Source organism: Aeromonas sp. FDAARGOS 1403 (genome assembly GCF_019047325.1).
Lineage (GTDB): Bacteria > Pseudomonadota > Gammaproteobacteria > Enterobacterales > Aeromonadaceae > Aeromonas > Aeromonas dhakensis.
The window spans coordinates 1,414,505-1,432,682 of sequence record NZ_CP077249.1 but is presented as its reverse complement, the minus strand read 5'-3'; the positions used below and the strand labels follow the sequence as shown (position 1 = coordinate 1,432,682).

19 protein-coding genes are annotated in these 18,178 nt (G+C 63.2%); 15 read left to right on the top strand and 4 right to left on the bottom strand.

Annotation, left to right across the window (positions count from 1 at the left end; genetic code table 11):
- Positions 1-87 precede the first annotated feature (87 nt).
- The 4 genes from I6L33_RS06910 (at position 88) to I6L33_RS06895 (ending at position 2,127) form a co-directional block, all read left to right on the top strand.
- Positions 88-540 carry a YaiI/YqxD family protein gene (locus tag I6L33_RS06910; RefSeq protein ID WP_005308419.1) on the top strand — a complete coding sequence of 151 codons (453 nt, stop codon included), beginning with the start codon at positions 88-90 and terminating at the stop codon, positions 538-540.
- A 119-nt stretch (positions 541-659) separates the two neighbouring features.
- Positions 660-929, top strand: coding sequence for a PepSY domain-containing protein (locus I6L33_RS06905; protein WP_005308413.1), 270 nt, complete (start codon positions 660-662; stop codon positions 927-929).
- Between the two features lie 48 nt (positions 930-977).
- Positions 978-1,535: a cytochrome b/b6 domain-containing protein gene (locus tag I6L33_RS06900; protein ID WP_201971546.1), complete on the top strand. Its 558-nt coding sequence runs from the start codon at positions 978-980 to the stop codon at positions 1,533-1,535.
- Between the two features lie 91 nt (positions 1,536-1,626).
- On the top strand, positions 1,627-2,127 hold the full coding sequence (locus I6L33_RS06895; protein WP_042051494.1) for a metal-dependent hydrolase: 501 nt from the start codon (positions 1,627-1,629) through the stop codon (positions 2,125-2,127).
- A 68-nt stretch (positions 2,128-2,195) separates the two neighbouring features.
- Here I6L33_RS06895 and I6L33_RS06890 read toward each other — a convergent pair whose 3' ends face one another.
- Entirely contained in the window at positions 2,196-3,401 is a 1,206-nt protein-coding gene (locus I6L33_RS06890) for a NupC/NupG family nucleoside CNT transporter (RefSeq protein WP_005308404.1), read from the bottom strand.
- A gap of 564 nt (positions 3,402-3,965) precedes the next feature.
- On the opposite strand from I6L33_RS06890, the gene dbpA reads away from it, so the two are divergent.
- The 3 genes from dbpA (at position 3,966) to I6L33_RS06875 (ending at position 5,964) form a co-directional block, all read left to right on the top strand.
- Positions 3,966-5,342, top strand: a complete 1,377-nt coding sequence (dbpA, locus tag I6L33_RS06885) for an ATP-dependent RNA helicase DbpA (protein ID WP_017787432.1) — start codon at positions 3,966-3,968, stop codon at positions 5,340-5,342.
- Between the two features lie 72 nt (positions 5,343-5,414).
- Complete coding sequence (locus I6L33_RS06880) at positions 5,415-5,696, top strand: YkgJ family cysteine cluster protein (RefSeq protein WP_216973777.1); 282 nt, start codon at positions 5,415-5,417, stop codon at positions 5,694-5,696.
- 130 nt (positions 5,697-5,826) lie between these two features.
- A complete protein-coding gene (locus I6L33_RS06875) occupies positions 5,827-5,964 on the top strand; it encodes a hypothetical protein (protein ID WP_185450643.1) in 138 nt (45 codons plus the stop codon).
- Positions 5,965-6,001: 37 nt separating this feature from the next.
- On the opposite strand, the gene I6L33_RS06870 is transcribed toward I6L33_RS06875, so the two are convergent.
- Positions 6,002-6,397 carry a hypothetical protein gene (locus I6L33_RS06870; RefSeq protein ID WP_216973776.1) on the bottom strand — a complete coding sequence of 132 codons (396 nt, stop codon included), beginning with the start codon at positions 6,395-6,397 and terminating at the stop codon, positions 6,002-6,004.
- A 274-nt stretch (positions 6,398-6,671) separates the two neighbouring features.
- Here I6L33_RS06870 and I6L33_RS06865 point away from each other — a divergent pair, with 274 nt between their 5' ends.
- Complete coding sequence (locus I6L33_RS06865) at positions 6,672-8,069, top strand: PepSY domain-containing protein (RefSeq protein ID WP_216973775.1); 1,398 nt, start codon at positions 6,672-6,674, stop codon at positions 8,067-8,069.
- 68 nt (positions 8,070-8,137) lie between these two features.
- Here the strand turns inward: I6L33_RS06865 and I6L33_RS06860 are convergent, their stop codons facing one another.
- Positions 8,138-8,353, bottom strand: a complete 216-nt coding sequence (locus I6L33_RS06860) for a DUF6500 family protein (protein WP_042051499.1) — start codon at positions 8,351-8,353, stop codon at positions 8,138-8,140.
- 103 nt (positions 8,354-8,456) lie between these two features.
- On the bottom strand, positions 8,457-9,362 hold the full coding sequence (locus tag I6L33_RS06855; protein ID WP_005308387.1) for a 1,4-dihydroxy-2-naphthoate polyprenyltransferase: 906 nt from the start codon (positions 9,360-9,362) through the stop codon (positions 8,457-8,459).
- A 207-nt stretch (positions 9,363-9,569) separates the two neighbouring features.
- On the opposite strand from I6L33_RS06855, the gene I6L33_RS06850 reads away from it, so the two are divergent.
- From I6L33_RS06850 to I6L33_RS06820, 7 genes are all read left to right on the top strand, one after another.
- Complete coding sequence (locus tag I6L33_RS06850; RefSeq protein ID WP_216973774.1) at positions 9,570-10,916, top strand: isochorismate synthase MenF; 1,347 nt, start codon at positions 9,570-9,572, stop codon at positions 10,914-10,916.
- Between the two features lie 33 nt (positions 10,917-10,949).
- Complete coding sequence (menD, locus tag I6L33_RS06845) at positions 10,950-12,680, top strand: 2-succinyl-5-enolpyruvyl-6-hydroxy-3-cyclohexene-1-carboxylic-acid synthase (RefSeq protein ID WP_216973773.1); 1,731 nt, start codon at positions 10,950-10,952, stop codon at positions 12,678-12,680.
- On the top strand, positions 12,670-13,440 hold the full coding sequence (menH, locus tag I6L33_RS06840; protein ID WP_216973772.1) for a 2-succinyl-6-hydroxy-2,4-cyclohexadiene-1-carboxylate synthase: 771 nt from the start codon (positions 12,670-12,672) through the stop codon (positions 13,438-13,440). Before menD ends, menH begins: the two co-directional genes overlap by 11 nt.
- Before the next feature lie 4 nt (positions 13,441-13,444).
- A complete protein-coding gene (gene menB / locus I6L33_RS06835) occupies positions 13,445-14,293 on the top strand; it encodes a 1,4-dihydroxy-2-naphthoyl-CoA synthase (protein WP_019841092.1) in 849 nt (282 codons plus the stop codon).
- The gene (gene menC / locus I6L33_RS06830) at positions 14,293-15,222 is read left to right on the top strand and encodes an o-succinylbenzoate synthase (protein WP_206219358.1); all 930 of its coding nucleotides are present in this window, start codon (positions 14,293-14,295) and stop codon (positions 15,220-15,222) included. The genes menB and menC overlap by 1 nt, the downstream gene beginning before the upstream one ends.
- 10 nt (positions 15,223-15,232) lie before the next feature.
- The gene (locus tag I6L33_RS06825) at positions 15,233-16,639 is read left to right on the top strand and encodes an AMP-binding protein (protein ID WP_216973771.1); all 1,407 of its coding nucleotides are present in this window, start codon (positions 15,233-15,235) and stop codon (positions 16,637-16,639) included.
- Positions 16,640-16,940: 301 nt separating this feature from the next.
- Positions 16,941-18,176 carry a winged helix-turn-helix domain-containing protein gene (locus I6L33_RS06820; protein ID WP_216973770.1) on the top strand — a complete coding sequence of 412 codons (1,236 nt, stop codon included), beginning with the start codon at positions 16,941-16,943 and terminating at the stop codon, positions 18,174-18,176.
- The last annotated feature ends 2 nt before the right edge of the window (positions 18,177-18,178 follow it).

Sequence of the window (18,178 nt, the reverse complement as noted above, 5' to 3'; positions counted from 1 at the left end):
AGCCGGACCCGACTCAGCCCCGGGGCAGCCGGCCGCCCCCGGCCGTGCTAAGATGCGCCACTCGTTTCAGACACAGGAAACCATGCCATGCCCATCTGGGTCGATGCCGATGCCTGCCCCATTCCGGTCAAGGAGATCCTCTACCGTGCCGCCCACCGCGCCCAGGTGGTGACCACGCTAGTGGCCAATCAGGGGCTGCGTGTGCCCCCCTCCCCCTTCATCAAGACCCAGCAGGTGGAGAAGGGCTTCGATGTGGCAGATCATGTCATCGCCCAGCAGGTCAAACCCGGCGATCTGGTGATCACCGGTGACATCCCCCTCGCCGCCCTGGTGATCGATGCCGGCGGCGAGGCGCTCAACCCCCGCGGCGAGATCTACACCCGCGAGACCATCAAGGCGCGGCTCGGCATGCGCAACTTCATGGAAGAGCTGCGCTCGGCCGGGGTCCAGACCGGTGGCCCGGCCCCCCTCAACGCGGCCGACAAGCAGCGCTTCGCCAACGCGCTGGACAAGTGGCTGGTCAGGGGCAAGCTGAGCTGAGCCCGCTCCCCGGCGCCCTGCCGGGGAGACCCGTTCATCCCCTTCTGCGCTTAATTCTTTCTTAAGGGAGCTGAACTAACCTTGTGGCTGTTGACCCAACCACCCGCAAGGAGCAAGCAATGAAACTGACCCCCCTGTTGTTACTGATCCCTCTGTTGAGCGGCGCAGCCCTGGCCGATCCCCAATGTACCCAGGCCGACAAGAGCAAGTGGATGAGCGAAGCCGACGCCCAGCAGCAGATCAAGGCGATGGGCTATGACATCAAGAAGTTCAAGGTCACCGAGACCAATTGCTACGAGATTTACGGTTGGGACAAGGAGAAGCGCAAGGTCGAGATCTACTTCGACCCGACCGATCTGAAGAAAGTGAAAGAAGAGATCGACGAATAACGCCGCGTTGGGCCGGCAATGCGCCGGCCCCAACCTTGGAGCCTTGCCATGACCCCTACCTCTGAAGTGAAAGTCTGGGATCCCCTCATCCGGGTGTTTCACTGGGCCACCGTCACCCTCTGCCTGCTCAACTTCTTCATCCTGGAAGAGGGGAGCAAGCTCCACAAGTACGCCGGCTACGCGGTGGGCATCCTGCTCATCATCCGCCTGCTGTGGGGACTGATCGGCCCTCATTACGCCCGCTTCGGCCAGTGGTGGCCGACCCCGGCCCGGGTGCGCTACTACCTGCGCCAGCTGGCCCAGGGCCGTCACCCCTACTACCTCGGCCACAACCCGGTCGGCGCCCTGATGATCTGGCTGCTGCTGCTGTCGCTGGTCGGCACCGTGGTCACCGGCTGGCTCACCACCTGGGATGCCTTCTGGGGCGAGGACTGGCTGGAGGAGCTGCACGGCATCCTCGCCAACACCCTGATGGCCGCCGTCGGTGTCCATGCGGCCGTGGTGATCCTGACCGATCGCCTCACCCGCAGCGACCTGGTACGCGCCATGGTGCTGGGCAAGAAACGGGTGCCCGCCGACACCAAGGTGGAAGATCCGCGCAGTTAATGACCGGGCCGCCCGCCGGGCCCCGGTTTTTTGCTGCAATGGCCCGCGACACTGGTAAGATGCGCCGCCATTTTCCCATGTCGTAGCCATCATGACCGCCCAAGGGCACCTGCTGTTTTCCGTTACCTGCACCCTGATCGCCCACAAACTCCAGCTGACGCCGGCCCTGGCCGACACCAGCCTGTGGCAGACCGTGCCCGCCGCCCTGGCCAGCGCCCTGCTGCCCGACCTCGACCACCCCAAGTCGGTATTGGGGCAGCGGCTGCCCTGGATCTCGAAACCCCTCTCTCGCCTGTTCGGTCATCGCGGCTTCACCCACAGCCTGCTGGCGGTGGCGGTCGCCATCTGGGGGCTCAACCAGCAGTTGCCGCCCGATACCCTGCCGGTCGGGGTCAAAGACGCCCTCATCATCGGCTACCTCAGCCACCTGCTGGGGGACTGGCTCACCCCGGCCGGCATCCCGCTCTTCTGGCCCAGCAAGCGCCGCTACCGGCTGCCGGGCTGGCCGCTCAGAAGCGGCGGCGCCCTCGAGACCGGCTTTTGCACCCTTACCCTGCTGGCCGCCGGTTACTGGGCCCACTGGCCCGGCTAGGTAGTCGGCCGCCAAAAAACAAACCCCTGCCGAGGCAGGGGTTTGTCGTGGTAGAGCGGGTGGATAACTTACAGCATCACACCGGCGATCACGGCGGAGAGCAGGCTCACCAGGGTAGAACCGTACACCAGCTTCAGACCGAAGCGGGAGACCATGTTGCCCTTCTCTTCGTTCAGCGCCTTCACCGCACCGGCGATGATGCCGATGGAGCTGAAGTTGGCGAACGACACCATGAAGATGGAGAGGATGCCGACGGTGCGCGGAGAGAGCTGGGCCGCTATCTTGCCCAGATCCATCATGGCCACGAATTCGTTGGTCACCAGCTTGGTCGCCATGATGGAACCGGCCTGCAGCGCTTCACTGCCCGGGATGCCCAGGATCCAGGCGATGGGGTAGAAGATGTAGCCCATGACGTGCTGGAAGTTGACGCCGAACGCCATCTCGAACAGGTAGTTGATGAGGGCGATCAGGGCGATGAAGCCCACCAGCATGGCACCCACGATCACCGCCACGGTGAAACCGGCCATGATGTACTCGCCCAGCATCTCGAAGAAGTTCTCTTTCTTCGGGGTGTGGTGCTCGTCACCCTCGGACAGCGCCTTGGCGTCGGTCACGGTATTGTCCGGCTCGTAGGGGTTGATAAGCGACAGCACGACGAAGGTGCTGAACATGTTGAGCACCAGCGCGGCCACCACGTAACGCGGCTCGATCAGCTGCATGTAGGCACCGACGATGGACATGGAGACGGTGGACATGGCGGTGGCGGCCAGGGTGTACATCTGCTTCTCGTTCAGGTGCGGCAGTATGTTCTTGAGCGCGATGAAGTTCTCGGACTGGCCGACGATCATGGAGCTGATGGCGTTGAAGGATTCCAGCTTGCCCATGCCGTTGATCTTGGCCAGCACGGTACCGATGCCGCGGATCACCAGCGGCAGCAGACGGATGTACTGCAGGATGCCGATCAGCACAGAGATGAAGACGATGGGCATCAGCACCATCAGGAAGAAGGAGAAGGCCCCTTCATTGACCAGGCCGCCGAACACGAAGTCGGTCCCCTGCTTGGCAAACTCCATCAGCTTGGTGAAGCCGGCGGCAAAGCCACCCACTACCGCCAGACCCACTTCGGAGTTCAGCATGAACCAGGCCAGCGCCAGTTCGACCACCAGCAGTTGGCCGATATAGCGCGGCTTGATCAGTTTCCAGTTGCGGCGGTTTGCCAGCAACGCCAGAGCGAGGACCATGACGAGTCCGAGCACAAAGTGAACGTATTCCATACCTGTAGCACCTGAGTGAATTGTAATTTTTGACCGGCGCCATCATAGACATTTGCATATTTAAAAATTCAGATAGCCATCACAATCTGCGGTAAAAATATGCATGTTGGATAATACAAACGTTTTTAAATTAATTAAACGCTCACACAAGCATCCAATCATTGTTCAATAAATAACAAAACACAATATAAACAATCACTTAAAAATAAATCAGGTATTTGTGAAGTCCTGTTTTCACAGCTTAATTACATTCACTTAATACTCGCAAGGCCGCGCAGAAGTGGTCAGAACAAATTTACGACAAATTTATTTAATCAAGGCAGGATGAAAAACGTTTATCTTATTTGCGATGAATGTAGACAGTGCCAAATACATATTTCCGCGACCGCGAACCGCTGCTCCGGATTGCCAGGGGGCAGTCGATGAGCCGACCCCTTGCCGTCGAGCTGACAGTCACGAACAGAAGCAGTCGCTCAAATTTGCAGCACATCCAACGGCGGATTCTGGTACAATGCTCGCCCTTGCGCCCGGCGCAGCCCGTTTTCTCCCATATAGAGTCCTTTTGTGAACAACGAATTTAGCAGCCTGAACCTCTCCCCCGCCCTGCTCGAGAACCTCGCCAGCCTGGGTTATCTGCAGATGACCCCGATCCAGGCCCAGAGCCTGCCCCTGGTACTCGACGGCAAAGACTTGATCGCCAAGGCAAAAACCGGCAGCGGCAAGACTGCGGCCTTCGGCCTCGGCCTGCTCTCCCGCCTCGACGTCAACCGGCTCGAGGTACAGGCGCTGGTGCTCTGCCCGACTCGCGAGCTGGCGGATCAGGTTGCCACCGAGATCCGTCGTCTCGCCCGTACCCTGCCCAACGTCAAGCTGGTGACCCTGTGCGGCGGCACCCCGACCGCACCGCAATCGGCCACCCTGAGCTTCGGTGCCCACATCGCCGTCGGCACCCCGGGCCGGATCCTCAAGCACCTGGAGCAGGGCACCCTGGCGCTCGACAGCCTCAAGACGCTGGTGCTGGACGAAGCGGATCGCATGCTGGACATGGGCTTTGGCGAAGACATCAGCCGGGTCATCAGCCACGCCCCGCGCGACCGGCAAACCCTGCTCTTCTCCGCCACCTATCCGGAGGGGATCGCCCAGATGAGCCGCGGCGTGCAGCGCAACCCGGTGGAGGTGAGCGTGGAGTCCCTGCACGAGGAGAGCGCCATCGAGCAGAAGCTGTATGAAGTGCCGGCCGGTCAGCGCCTCGAGGCCCTCGGCTGGCTGCTCAGCCACTATCAGCCGGGCTCCTGCGTGGTGTTCTGCAACACCAAGCGCGCCTGCAATGACGTAGCCGATCATCTGGCCGCCAAGGGCTTTTCGGCGCTGGCGCTGAACGGCGATCTGGAGCAGCGCGAGCGGGATCAGGTGCTGGTGCGCTTCGCCAACGGCAGCGCCACCATACTGGTTGCCACCGACGTGGCGGCCCGCGGGCTGGATATCAAGGAGCTGGGCGCCGTCATCAACTACGAGCTCACCTACGACCCCGAGGTGCACGTGCACCGCATCGGTCGGACCGGCCGCGCCGGCCAGCAAGGTCTGGCCCTGAGCCTCTATCAGCCGAACGAGGCCCAGCGCGTCAACATCATCGAGGAGTACCAGCAGGCCCCGCTGCCGCTGGGGGATCTCGATGCCATCGGCCGCGCCATCAAACCCATAGCCCCGCAGATGGTGACCCTCTCCATCGATGCGGGCCGCAAGAGCAAGGTGCGCGCCGGTGACATCCTCGGCGCCCTGACCGGTGAAGGCGGCATTGCCGGGGCCGATGTTGGCAAGATCCAGATCGCCGAGCAGTACTCCTACGTGGCGGTCAAGCAGGGCGTGGCCAAGGCGGCGCTCAAGCGACTGCAGGAAGGCAAGATCAAGGGTCGCAGCTACCGTGCCCGCAAACTGGGCTAAGGTTCAGACCACAGGCGCCCCAGCGGCGCCTGTTTCATATTTATCCGTGCCCATGAGAACAAGGCAGGTGCCATGACGACCCCAGATGTGAGCTGCCAGAACTGCGAGGCCTGCTGCTGCCGCCTCGAGGTGATGCTGTTTACCGATACCGGCGTACCGGATCGCTATGTGGAAGAGCGGGAAGGCGAGGTGCCGGTAATGCACCGGCTGGAAGATGGCTGGTGCGCGGCGCTCGATCGCAACACCATGATGTGCCGCATCTACGAGGTACGCCCCCTGATCTGTCATGAGTTCGAGATGGGTGAACCGGACTGTATCGACGAACGGGACAAGTGGTTTATCAAGCTCGATTGAGCCGCCCCTCGATCGCACTCACCGCGATGATGTGCCGCATCCATGAGGTACGCCCCCTGATCTGTCGTGAGCTCGAGATGGGTGAACCAGACTGTATCGACGAGCGGGACAAGTGGTTTATCAAGCTCGATTGAGCCGCCCCTCGATCGCACTCACCGTGATGATGTGCCGCATCCATGAGGTGCGCCCCCTGATCTGCCGTGAGTTTGAAATGGGTGAGCCGGACTGTATCGACGAGCGGGACAAGTGGTTTATCAAGCTCGATTGAGCCGCCCCTCGATCGCACTCACCGCGATGATGTGCGGTCAGACTAGCCCGGCCAGTTGCTGCTCCAGCCATTGCAGTGCCTCGTCGGTCTGCTCGAAGTAACGGATCCCCTGAAACGGCAACCCGCTGAACACCTGATCCGCCAGATACTGCTTGAAACTGCCCGCCAGCACCACCGCCAGAAAGGCACAGCCGTTGTTGGCGCACCACTCGAACTGACGGCGAAAACGGGCAAGCACCTCGGGCCCGGCCGCCTCGAATTCGGTCGCCACCTCGACTATGCCCCAGGGCCCGGCACTTAGGCTGGCGATCTGCTGGCTGAACTGCGCCTCATAGGCCATGGCCCCCGCCAGATTGAAGGGGCCGCTCGGCCGACAGATCAGCACCTGGCCCTGTCGCTGCATCTCGAAATGGCCGTGGGGTCGCAACTTCACGTCTGCCTCCTTCCCTGGATTCTTCGCCGTGCAAGCACTCTCTTATGTTGCAACAAGGTAATGATCTCTCTGCCAAAAGTCCATTTTGACAAGGTTCGCCCAGAGGGGATTGCGCCACCTTCTGACCGCCGGCAAACCGGTCCGGCGTGCACTCGGCGACCCCCTCGGCCAGCCATCATGTTCTGTTGCAGTTAACAAAACGTTGCTGTTATCATCCGCGCCGCCACCAACATTCCACCAACTGAAACGTTAACCCAAGGCGCAAGGAACAGAGATGAAAAATCGGGACGCTAACCACTATCAGCGCATCTGGCGCTGGCACTTCTATGCGGGTCTCTTCGTCGCCCCCTTCCTGATCCTGCTCTCGCTCACCGGGAGCGTCTATCTGTTCAAGCCCCAGCTCGACAACCTCATGTATCCCGAGCTGATGAAGGTCGCCCCCGTCAACCAACCGCTCAGCGCCGATGCGCTGTGGAACAAGGCACGGACCGCCATGCCGGACGCCAGCCTGAGCAAATACCTGCCCCCCACAGGCCCGGAGGCCAGCGCCCAGTTCATCGTCCGCCAGGGGGGCAGCGAGCTGACCCTGTTCCTCGATCCCGCCAGCGGCGCCCTGCTCGGCACCATGGACAACAAGTGGAATCTGCAGGCGGTGGCGCGCTCCCTGCACGCCGATCTGCTGCTCGGCACCACCGGAGATCGGCTGATCGAGCTGGCCGCCGGCTGGGGCATAGTGCTGCTCCTGAGCGGGCTCTATCTCTGGTGGCCACGCAAGGGGCCAGGGGTTGGCGGCATCCTGTGGCCGCGCTGGAGCCAGCGTGGCCGGCTCTGGTGGCGCGACCTGCACGCCGTGGTCGGCTTCTGGGGCGCCGGTTTCCTGCTGCTGCTGCTCTTGAGCGGCATGACCTGGACCGGTTTCTGGGGCGATCAGTTTGCCGCCGTCTGGAACCGCTTCCCGGCCGCCATGTGGAACGAGGTGCCCAAGTCGGCGCCCCTGGCCCGCAGCCTCAACCATGCCCACCAGCAGACCGTGCCCTGGGCGGTGGAGAACACCCCCATCCCCAGCTCGGCCGAGCCCAAGGCCCACGACCACAGCGCCATGGGACACGGTGGCGAGCACGACGGCATGGTGATGGCGGAGCACCGCATCCCGCTGCAGCAGGTGGTGGAGATCGCCGCCGCGCGCCGGGTCACGCCGGGCTACAGCATCACGCCGCCGGCCGGGGCGAGCGGTGTCTACACCATCGCCATCTTTGCCGATGATCCGCGCAACGACGCCACCCTGCACATCGATCAATACAGCGGCAAGGTGCTAGCGGACGTGCGCTGGCAGGACTACGGCCCGGTCGCCAAGACGGTGGAAACCGGCGTCATGCTGCACATGGGCAAGCTCTACGGCTGGCCCCATCAGCTCGCCATGCTGCTCATCTGCCTGCTGGTGTTGCTGAGCTCGGTGAGCGGGCTCTGGATCTGGTGGAGCCGTCGTCCGCAGGGCCGCCTCGCCGCCCCGCCGCTGCCGGCCACCCTTCCCCCCATGCGCGGCGCCCTTGCCCTGATGATCCTGCTCGGCATCTGCTTCCCGCTGGTGGGCGGCTCCATGCTGGTGATCTGGCTGCTGGACAGCCTGCTCTTCGCCCGCCGTCGGGCTCCCCGACTGGCACGGGCCAGCTAGCGTTACCTCAATCTGACGCACCAGCCAGTGGGCTCCCGAATGGGAGCCCGCTGGTTTTCAACCCATCTTTACTCCAGCTTCACCAGCTGGAGGATCTTCCTCGCCTTCTCGAAGTGATCGAGGCGCTGGGTCTGGATCCACCAGGTCGCCGCCTCCATCAGCAGCTCGGGGTCGTCATTGCGGTTGGCAAAAAACGCATAGAAGGAGACCCCGACAGTCTCCCCCTTCTGCGCGATTTTCTGCTGGCACACCTGAATAATCTTCTGCTTGAGCGAGTCGCGCATGGCGGCCCTCCTGGCCGATGAGTGAATGGCCGGACAGCATACCTCAGCCAGCAAAAAGGCTCCCCTGCGGGAGCCTTTCTTCATTGCCAGACAAGGTCGCGGCTCAGGAGAGCGCCAGCCCGATGGAAAGCAGCAGGCTGTAGAGGAAGGCGCTGATGGCGGTCTTCTTGAGCGAACCGGTCAGCACCTCGCCATCGAAGCTCTGGCGCAGGGTTCTGGCGGCATCGGTGAGCGGCTTCATGGCAGGCAGGAAGATCCAGGGCCAGAAGCTGGCAGGCTGGGTCAGGATGAAGGCGATAGTCGCCAGCAGCGCCGCTCCCAGCAGCACCCAGTGATAGGCGATGGCCCGGTTGCGGCCGAGCCGCACCGCCAGGGTGATCTTGCCGCTGGCGGCATCGGTCTCGATGTCGCGCACATTGTTGATGTTGAGCACCGCGGTGGCCAGCAGGCCGCAGGCGGTGGCCGGCAGCAGCAGATCCCACTGCAGGGTCTTGGTGAACAGGTAGTAGGAGCCGAGAACCCCCAGCAGACCGAAGAAGAGGAACACCGAGATGTCGCCGAAGCCGCGATAGCCGTAGGGAGTCTTGCCCACTGTGTAGGTAACTGCGGCCACGATGGCGGCACCGCCCAGCAGCACGAAGGTGAGGATCTGCAACCACTGATCGCCGAAGGCACAGCCCAGCAGGGCGAGGCCGCTGACCACGGCGGCCAGGGCGGTCAGCGCCATGGCCACGCACATCTGTTTGCGGGTGATGAGGCCGGAAACCACGGCGCGCTGGGGGCCGATCCGCTCGCCATTGTCCGCCCCGGATACCGCATCCCCATAATCGTTGGCCAGATTGGAGAGGATCTGCAGCAGAATGGCGGTCAGCAGGGAGAGCGCCATGATGGTGCCGTCGAAGGCGCCGCGGCTGGCCGCCAGCCCAGATCCCAGCAAAATGGAGGAGCACGCCAGCGGCAACGTTCGCAAACGCGCCGCCAACAACCAAATAGATAAGGTATTTGTCATATTGTGATGGCCAAACAATCAGATATTGATCGTGTTAAGGGTTATCGAACCGGATTTCGGTATACTTGGCCCCTCGGGAGTTGGCTCCCCGGGCGATTTACATGGACGAATGGGCAGATAATATATAGGAATAATCGCTCCTTTGGCATAAACCAACGGCATCCTTCTGCAGGATGGACCGTCACTATCGGCTCATAGACGAAATCCATGTTGGCTCAGACCCATATCAAGCAACAACTGGACGCCCTGCGTCATGGCAATGCCAGCGGCTTCGTGCGACTGCGCGTCGCGATCGAGGTTCGCTCCTTCCTGGGCTGGCTGGCGGCGCAGACTCTCTATCCCCGCATCTATTGGCATGCCAGAGGACAGGACAAACCCGAATACGTGGCACTGGGCTGCCTGCGCGAGCTGACCGAGCCCAGGGCGATCCGCCAGGTCTGCGAGCACACCAGCCAGCCCCATGACGACAGCCCCCGCTACTATGGCGGACTGGCATTCGACCCGACCCAGCCCGGCTGGCAAGGGTTCGGCCCCTGTCGCTTCGTGCTGCCCCGCATCGAGCTGGTGCGCCGTGGCGAGTGCGTCACCCTCTGCCTCAACCTCTGGCTGCCGGAGCAGACCGATAGCGACGCCTTCGAGGCCGAACTGCAGGCCGCCGCCGCCGCCCTTGACGCCCTCCAGCCGGAGGCCCCCCTGCCCCCGCTGACCCGCTACCCGTGGCAGCGGGAAGATTGCCCGAGCCAACCCCAGTGGCAGACGCTGGTCGAGCAGGTGACCGCCCCCGACTTCCAGGCCCACACCCCCAAGGTGGTGCTGTCGCGCCAGAGCCGGCTCACCCATGAGGGTACGACGAATGCCACCGAGCCGCAGGCCGTCGCCCCCTGGTCGCTGCTGGCACGCTGGGCACAGCACGGTCAGGACTGCTTTCACTTCGGCTTCCAGTTTTCCCCCGAGCAGAGCTTTATCGCCTGCTCCCCCGAGCGGCTCTATCGCCGCGAACATCAGCACCTCTTCACCGAGGCGCTGGCGGGCACCATTCGCCGCTCCGGCGACGAGGCAACCGACGCGGCACTGGCCGCCGAGCTGCTGGCCGACAGCAAGAACCGGCTGGAAAACCGGCTGGTGCACGCCGACATCCTCAGCCGGCTGGCGCCGCTCACCACGGATGCCAGCCTGACCGAGCCGCGCATTCTCAAACTGCGGCTGCTGCAGCACCTCAAGTGCGACATCGAGGCCGAACTCAAGCCCGGCGTCTGCGACTGGCAACTGCTGGAGGCGCTGCACCCCACCCCGGCGGTGGGCGGCGCTCCGCGCGAGGCCGCGCTGGCCTTCATCCGCGAACGCGAGCCCTATGATCGCGGCTGGTATGCCGGCGCCTGCGGCATGCTGAGCCGGGAGACCTCCGAGTTCTCGGTCGCCATCCGCAGCGCCCGCATCACGGCGCAGGCCATCACCCTATTTGCCGGCGCCGGTATCGTCGCGGGATCCGAGCCTGCCGCCGAGTGGGCCGAACTCGACAACAAGATCGCCAATGTGCTCTCCCTGCTGGGATAGCGTTTCTCATCGACTCCTCACCACGAGAGCCTCATGTCTGCCAGCCAAGCGTTCGCCAGTCACCATGCCACCTTCAACCACGTCTGGTCTTCCCTCTTGCTGGAGGAGCTCTTTCGCCTCGGTGTGCGCGATATCGCACTGGCCTCCGGCTCCCGCTCGGCACCGCTCACCATGGCTGCCGCCGCCCACCCCGGCTTTCGCCGCCATCTGCACTTTGACGAGCGCGGCCTCGGCTTCATGGCACTGGGGCTGGCCAAGGGCAGTGGCCGCCCGGTGGCGGTGATCATGACCTCGGGCACCGCAGTGGCCAACCTCTGGCCGGCGGTGGCCGAGGCCCAGCTCACCGGCGTGCCGCTCATCATTCTCTCGGCCGACCGGCCGCCCGAGCTCATCGACAACGGGGCCAACCAGGCCATCAACCAGCAGGGGATCTTCGGCCGCTACCCCATCTATCAGCAGAACCTGCCGAGCCCCACCGCCACCATCCCGGCCGCCTTCGTGCTGAGCTCGGTGGATCAGGCGCTGGCCCAGCAGGCACGCACGCCGGGGCCGGTGCACTTCAACTGCATGTACCCGGAGCCCCTCTATCCGGGCGATGAGTACCTGGATTTCTCGGCCTACCTGGCCCCCCTCGGCGACTGGCTTCACTCGTCCGAGCCCTGGAGCCCCTGGCAGCAGGCCGAGGCCCCCTGCCCCCGTCAACCCGACTGGGACGAGCTGCAGGGCAAGCGCGGCCTCATCATCGCCGGCCGCATTCAGGATCCCGCCCAGGCCAAGGCGGTTGCCGCTCTGGCCGAGCGGCTCGGCTGGCCCCTGCTGGCTGACCTGCAGAGCCAGCTGCGCTTCGATGGCCGCAATCTGGTGCACGCAGATCTCGCCCTGCAACACAGCGGCTTCGTAGCCGAACTGGCCCGCGCCGAGGTGCTGCTGCAATTTGGCGCCCGCCTCATCTCCAAGCGGCTCGGTCAGTTTATCAAGCAGCACTCCTGGCAGGATTACTGGCTGGTGGATCCGCAGCCGGCCCGGCTCGACCCGGACTACCGGCTGCGCCGCCGCCTGCTGTGCGAACCCGACGCCTTTGCCGCCGCCCATCCGGTGGCGCATTCGCACCTGCCCTGGCACCGGCTGGCGGAGCGCCAGCAGTCCGTGAGCCAGCAGGTGCGCAGCACCTGCGAGCGTTTCTCCGAGCTCGGGGTGTGCCACCGCCTGAACCAGCTGATCAGGGGCCAGCTGTTTGTTGGCAACAGCATGCCGGCCCGGCTGATGGACATGCTCGGCGAAGCGGGCAAGGGCCCCAGCCGGGTGATGACCAACCGCGGCGCCTCCGGCATCGACGGCCTTATCGCCACCGCCTACGGCTTTGCACAATCGATCGAGCCGGACAGCGACGAGCCCACCACCCTGCTGCTCGGCGATCTCAGCGCCCTGCACGATCTCAACAGCCTGGCGCTGCTTGGCAAGGCGAGCCGGCCGCTGGTGGTGATCCTGCTCAACAACGACGGCGGCAGCATCTTTCGCATGCTGCCGGTGCCGACCCAGGACGCACTGCTGGAGACCTACTACTGCCTGCCCCACGGCCTGCACTTCGAGCACGCCGCCGCCATGTTCGGCCTCCACTACCGGGCGCCGGCCACCCTCGCCGACTTTGAGCGGGACTACGCCGCCGCGCTGGAAAAGGGGGTAACGCTGATTGAAATCAAGGTCCCCAGCAGCGAAGTCGCCGAGGATCTGAAGGCACTGGGAAGCGCGATCCGTGGCAGCTAGTGCCGACCAGCCGACGCTGGTGCTGCTGCACGGCCTGCTCGGGGATGCCAACGACTGGCAGCCCGTGCAGGCAGCCCTGGCCGACCTCCCCAGCCTGGCGCTGGATCTGCCGGGCCACGGCAGCAATCACGCTGTGCGGGTGAGCGGTTTTGACCAGGCTCACCGCTGGCTCTGCGACGAGCTGGCCGCGCGCGGCATCGACCACTACCGGTTGGCGGGCTATTCACTGGGGGGGCGACTCGCCCTCTATCACGCCAGCCAGTCGCCGGTGGGGCTGCAGGCCCTGCTGCTGGAGAACTGCCACCCGGGCCTGCCCGCCGAAGAGCGCGCTGCGCGCCTGACCCACGACGAAAGCTGGGCCCGGCGCTTCGAGCAGGAGCCCCTGGCCAGCGTGCTGGCCGACTGGTATCGGCAGGGGGTTTTCGCCGATCTGGACGAGGATGCCCGCGCCCGCCAGATAGCCCGCCGCCTTGGCAACGACGGCAAGGCTGTGGCCGCCATGCTGCGTGCCACCTCCCTTGGCAAGCAGCCGAACCTGGCCCCCTGGCTGGCGCAAGGCACGCTGCCGGTCACCTGGGTGAGCGGCAAGCGGGATCACAAATTCCATCAGCTGGCTTGCCTCATGGCGAGTCAGCAGAGCAAAATCAACCACTTGGAGCTGGATGGCGGCCACAACCTGCATGCCCACCAGCCTGAGGCCTTTGCCCGCCTCCTCGCGGAGTGGGTCAACCAACAACAAGAAGAGAAGCGTCATGATTGAAGCAATGACTGAAGCGGAACTCTATGCCCCCGTCGAGTGGCGTGATTGCTCCGCCGGTTACGAGGACATCCTCTATCACAAGTCCGGCGATGGCATTGCCAAGATCACCATCAACCGCCCCCAGGTGCGCAACGCCTTCCGCCCCCGCACCGTCAAAGAGATGCTGCAGGCGCTGGCCGATGCCCGCTACGACGATCAGGTCGGCACCATCATCCTGACCGGCTTCGGTGAAAAAGCCTTCTGCGCCGGTGGCGACCAGAAGATCCGTGGCGACTACGGTGGCTACCGCGATGACGAGGGCACCCATCACCTCAACGTGCTCGACTTCCAGCGCGACATCCGCACCTGCCCGAAACCGGTCGTTGCCATGGTGGCCGGCTACGCGGTCGGCGGCGGCCACGTGCTGCACATGATGTGCGATCTGACCATCGCCGCCGACAACGCCCAGTTTGGCCAGACCGGCCCGAAAGTGGGCTCCTTCGACGGCGGCTGGGGTGCCTCCTACATGGCGCGCATCGTCGGCCAGAAGAAGGCCCGCGAAATCTGGTTCCTCTGCCGCATGTACGATGCCAAGCAAGCCCTCGACATGGGGCTGGTCAATACCGTCGTGCCGCTGGCGGAGCTGGAGCGTGAAACCGTGCGCTGGTGCCGCGAGATGCTGCAGAACAGCCCGATGGCGCTGCGCTGCCTGAAGGCCGCCCTCAACGCCGACTGCGACGGCCAGGCCGGCTTGCAGGAGCTGGCGGGGAATGCCACCATGCTGTTCTACATGACCGAAGAGGGTCAGGAAGGGCGCAACGCATTCAACGAGAAACGCCGTCCCGACTTCTCCAAATACAAGCGGAATCCCTGATGACACTCGCTCTCTATCGCTACCAACTGCCTTTTACCCAGCCCCTGACCTTTCACGGCAAGGTGGAGGTGGCGCGAGAGGGCCTGCTGGTCCGCGTTGACGACGGCTGGGGGGAAATCGCCCCCCTGCCCGGCTTCTCCCGCGAGAGTCTGGCCGAGGCACAAGCCGAAGCCATCGTCTGTCTGGAACAGCTGGCGGCGGGGCAGGAGATAGCCCCGCAGCTCCCTTCGGTGCAATTCGGGCTGGACTGCGCCCGCCGCTGCTGGCCTGCCCAGACAGCCCCGCTGCCCGAACCCTATCCCCTTATTCAGGGCTCCCCCCAGGAGCTGCTGAAGAACTGGAAGAACTGGCTGCACAAGACCCCGAACAAGGCCAAGCTGAAGGTGGCCCGTTACCCCATGCGCGACGAGCTGGCGCTGATCCGCCTGCTGTGCGACCGCATCCCCACCCTCAAGCTGGTGCTGGACGCCAACCAGGGCTGGACCCGCGAGGAGGCCTGGGCCTTCTGCGGTCATCTGGATCCAAACCGGATCGAATATCTGGAAGACCCCTGCGCCGACTTTGCCGACATCGCCTTCGTGGCCAATCGCACCGGCATGCCGGTGGCCATCGACGAACTGCTGGCCCAGGGCAAGCCGTGGGAACCCATTCCCCAGCTGCGCGCTCTGGTGCTCAAGCCGACCCTGCTCGGTTCGCTGACCCATTGCGAGGCGCTGGTGGCCCGGGCCCACGAGCTGCGCCTCAAGGTGATCGTCTCTTCCTGTTTCGAATCCGGCGTCGGTCTGAACCAGCTGTTCCATCTGGCCGGCGAATGGGCACCGGAACAGGCCCCCGGCCTGGATACCCGGCGCTGGCTGGCCGCCGATCTGCTGGACGCCGCCGGCAAACCCGATCCAAGCCTGCTGGAGCCCCTGTTTCACCACGATTGAAGGGGCCTGCATGCCACCCTTGTCTGACCATCACTCCCATCCCGAACCCTGCCCGGTGCGTCACTGGGCGCGATCCGCTCCCGCTCGCATCGCCATTCACGCCGCCGTCCCGCTCACCTACCGGCAACTGGACGCCAGGCTCAACAGCCTGTGCCAGCAGCTGGCCATGGCCGGCCTGCAACCGGGAGATCGCCTCGCTGCCGTGGTACGCGGTGCGCTGGAAGATGTGCTGCTGGCCTGGGCCTGCGTGCGCAGCGCCATCGTCTTCTGCCCGCTCAACCCCGCCTTTCCGCTGACTCGGCAAACGGAGCTGGCGACCCTGCTCGACGTCAGGGCCTGCTGGTCGGCGGGCGAGATCCCGACCGGCGGCTGGCAACCGCTACGACTCGACTTCACCCGTGAGCTGGCGGCGGACGAAGGCGACTGCATGCTGGCGCCGGCCCGGCTCAACAACATGATCCTCACCTCGGGTTCCAGCGGCACGCCCAAGGCGGTGGTGCACCGGCTGGCCAACCACCTGGCCTCGGCGCGAGGCTCCACCAGCCAGATCCCGCTCGATGAGCGTTGTGGCTGGCTGCTCTCCCTGCCGCTGTTTCATGTCGGCGGCTACGCCATCCTGTTTCGGGTCTTTCTGGCGGGCGCAGCCCTGGTGCTGGACGATCGCGCCCGCCCGCTCAGGGAGCGGCTCGAACAACAACCCATCACCCATCTATCCCTGGTGCCGACCCAGCTCTGGCGACTGCTGGCGCAGGGCTTCGATCCCGCTCGCACCCGGCTGCGCGAGCTGTTGCTCGGCGGCGCCGCCATCCCCCAGCCGCTGGTGCACAGGCTCACCGCCATGGGACTGGTGCCCAAGGTGAGCTATGGCCTCTCCGAGATGGGCAGCCAGGTCTGCACCGGCCGGCCAGCCGCCGCTGGCGTGGTGGGCAAGGCGCTGCCGGGGCGGGAGGTCTGCATCCGCCAGGGGGAGATCTGCGTGCGCGGCGAGACGCTGTTTGCGGGCTACTTCAAGGAAGGGGGGCTGGCGCGGCCGCTCGACGAGGACGGCTGGTTCCACACCCGCGACAAGGGGCATTTCACCGCGGATGGCGAACTGGTGGTGGAAGGGCGGCTCGACAACCTCTTCATCTCGGGGGGGGAAAACATCCAGCCCGAAACCATAGAGCAGCGGCTGGTGGATCACCCCGCCGTGGCGCAGGCGCTGGTGGTGCCGGTGCCGAGCGACGAGTGGGGGCAGAGGCCGGCGGCCTTTATCGACTGGCATGGCGAGCCGCGGCCTTATGCCGAGCTGGCGACCTGGATCCGGCAGACCCTGCCCGGCTTCATGGTACCGGACCAGTGGCATCCCTGGCCCGATCTCGGGGGGCAGCTCAAGCCGCAGCGCAGGCAATATCAGCGCATGCTGCAGGAACAATGATCAGCCATGCGACAATTTCAGACATGGTGGAGCCATCCAAATACACACTTTATTCGAAAGAAAATGCTGGGGGCGTCAAAATACCCCTCACAGGCAGGGGGAAGTGAGAACGATTACATACACGACCCTCTTTTTGCGTGTTTTTTGAACTGAACGAGCCGCCTGTAGTACCATATTCCCCGCCATGCATTTAAACGCAAAGGTAACTAGTTGATAGTTAAAGATATTGCTAATTTCCCATTATTTGAACAAAGACTGCATGGTGGTAAAATGCTCTCCTTGGCAGTAAGACGAGTCACACATGAGTAACAAAAATTATAAAATTGCAGAGGATATCTTTTTCTCCGCTGCAATATTCCGACTCTCGAAAGGAGACAAGGACATCAAGCTCAGCAACAAGGAAGCCGAGCTGCTCGAGATGCTGTGTGATGAGGCAGGCAGTGTCATTGCCAGAAGCAAGCTGCAGGATGCCTTGTGGCCGAACCAGGACAATACCGACACCAACCTGAACCGGCAGATCCTCTCGTTGAGACGAAAGCTGGAATCATTCGGTTTGATGGATGCGATCGATACTATCCCGCGGGTGGGATATATCTTCTGCGCCCCCATTGAAGTGGCCGGAGAGACCGAGGAGGCAGTGCCGAATGAAGAAATTCAGACGGTCGCAACCGCCAATGTGCCCCAGGTCAGACGGCAATATACCCGCCGTAAATATGATCGCTATTTCAGCCCGCAGCGTATTTTGCTGGTTGTACTCTTGCTGGTATCGCTGACCGCGCTGGTCATCAGCATATATCACTATGCAACGGCCAATACGCTGCGCACCATCAATCTTGGCCATGTTTCTCTTTATATGACCAGTGATACCGAGCAAGCATTGAAGGTAAAGATAGATGCGCTCTCACCGCTGGTCCAGAAAATTTCGCGCAAGGATGATGAGCAGGTATCCCTGCTGGTCGGAAAAGAAGCCATCAGCTATTTCTCCATCGACAACAACAGTCGCCAGCTGTCAGAAAATGTCTTTTTATTGCGCAATGGTCATCCGCTTGCCGAAGAGGTGCAATGCGTTATTTCCACCATGGCCCAGCAGGGAAAGAATGTTTCCCACAACTATTACAACAATACCGATACCACAGTTCGATATCACAGCAATTGCCAGGCGCCGGACAACTGGGTTGAGCTGACCAGAAAGAACAAGTTCATTGTTACACTGAGCCGTGAAATAGTCGTGGCAACCATTATAGCTACCGACAGCCAGGGTCAGACGCTGTTCAATCTGGATTCCGTCGGGGATCTGGAGCGGGATGATGGCGATATTTCGGTAGAGGTAAAAAATACCATCGTCAATTACATTGATCAAAAGGCACTGACCAATAACGGCATGGTGGCAACCCTGGTGGCCGCCTTGACCCCCCCTAAACAGAAAGCACAGTTTGTGCAGTTGCCGGGGGGCATTTACCTCTCCAGTTATCTGGGTGGCGTTATCAACTGGCCCAGTCTGGGTAATTCAAAGGTCATTCAGCGCAATGACTTCTGACC

Coding starts and splice junctions, on each gene's coding strand:
- I6L33_RS06910 (WP_005308419.1), top strand. CDS start 88: ATGCCCATCTGGGTCGATGCCGATGCCTGCCCCATTCCGGTCAAGGAG.
- I6L33_RS06900 (WP_201971546.1), top strand. CDS start 978: ATGACCCCTACCTCTGAAGTGAAAGTCTGGGATCCCCTCATCCGGGTG.
- menB (WP_019841092.1), top strand. CDS start 13,445: ATGACTGAAGCGGAACTCTATGCCCCCGTCGAGTGGCGTGATTGCTCC.
- I6L33_RS06905 (WP_005308413.1), top strand. CDS start 660: ATGAAACTGACCCCCCTGTTGTTACTGATCCCTCTGTTGAGCGGCGCA.
- menD (WP_216973773.1), top strand. CDS start 10,950: ATGTCTGCCAGCCAAGCGTTCGCCAGTCACCATGCCACCTTCAACCAC.
- I6L33_RS06850 (WP_216973774.1), top strand. CDS start 9,570: ATGTTGGCTCAGACCCATATCAAGCAACAACTGGACGCCCTGCGTCAT.
- I6L33_RS06860 (WP_042051499.1), bottom strand. CDS start 8,353: ATGCGCGACTCGCTCAAGCAGAAGATTATTCAGGTGTGCCAGCAGAAA.
- I6L33_RS06880 (WP_216973777.1), top strand. CDS start 5,415: ATGACGACCCCAGATGTGAGCTGCCAGAACTGCGAGGCCTGCTGCTGC.
- I6L33_RS06890 (WP_005308404.1), bottom strand. CDS start 3,401: ATGGAATACGTTCACTTTGTGCTCGGACTCGTCATGGTCCTCGCTCTG.
- I6L33_RS06820 (WP_216973770.1), top strand. CDS start 16,941: ATGAGTAACAAAAATTATAAAATTGCAGAGGATATCTTTTTCTCCGCT.
- I6L33_RS06855 (WP_005308387.1), bottom strand. CDS start 9,362: ATGACAAATACCTTATCTATTTGGTTGTTGGCGGCGCGTTTGCGAACG.
- I6L33_RS06865 (WP_216973775.1), top strand. CDS start 6,672: ATGAAAAATCGGGACGCTAACCACTATCAGCGCATCTGGCGCTGGCAC.
- I6L33_RS06895 (WP_042051494.1), top strand. CDS start 1,627: ATGACCGCCCAAGGGCACCTGCTGTTTTCCGTTACCTGCACCCTGATC.
- menC (WP_206219358.1), top strand. CDS start 14,293: ATGACACTCGCTCTCTATCGCTACCAACTGCCTTTTACCCAGCCCCTG.
- I6L33_RS06825 (WP_216973771.1), top strand. CDS start 15,233: ATGCCACCCTTGTCTGACCATCACTCCCATCCCGAACCCTGCCCGGTG.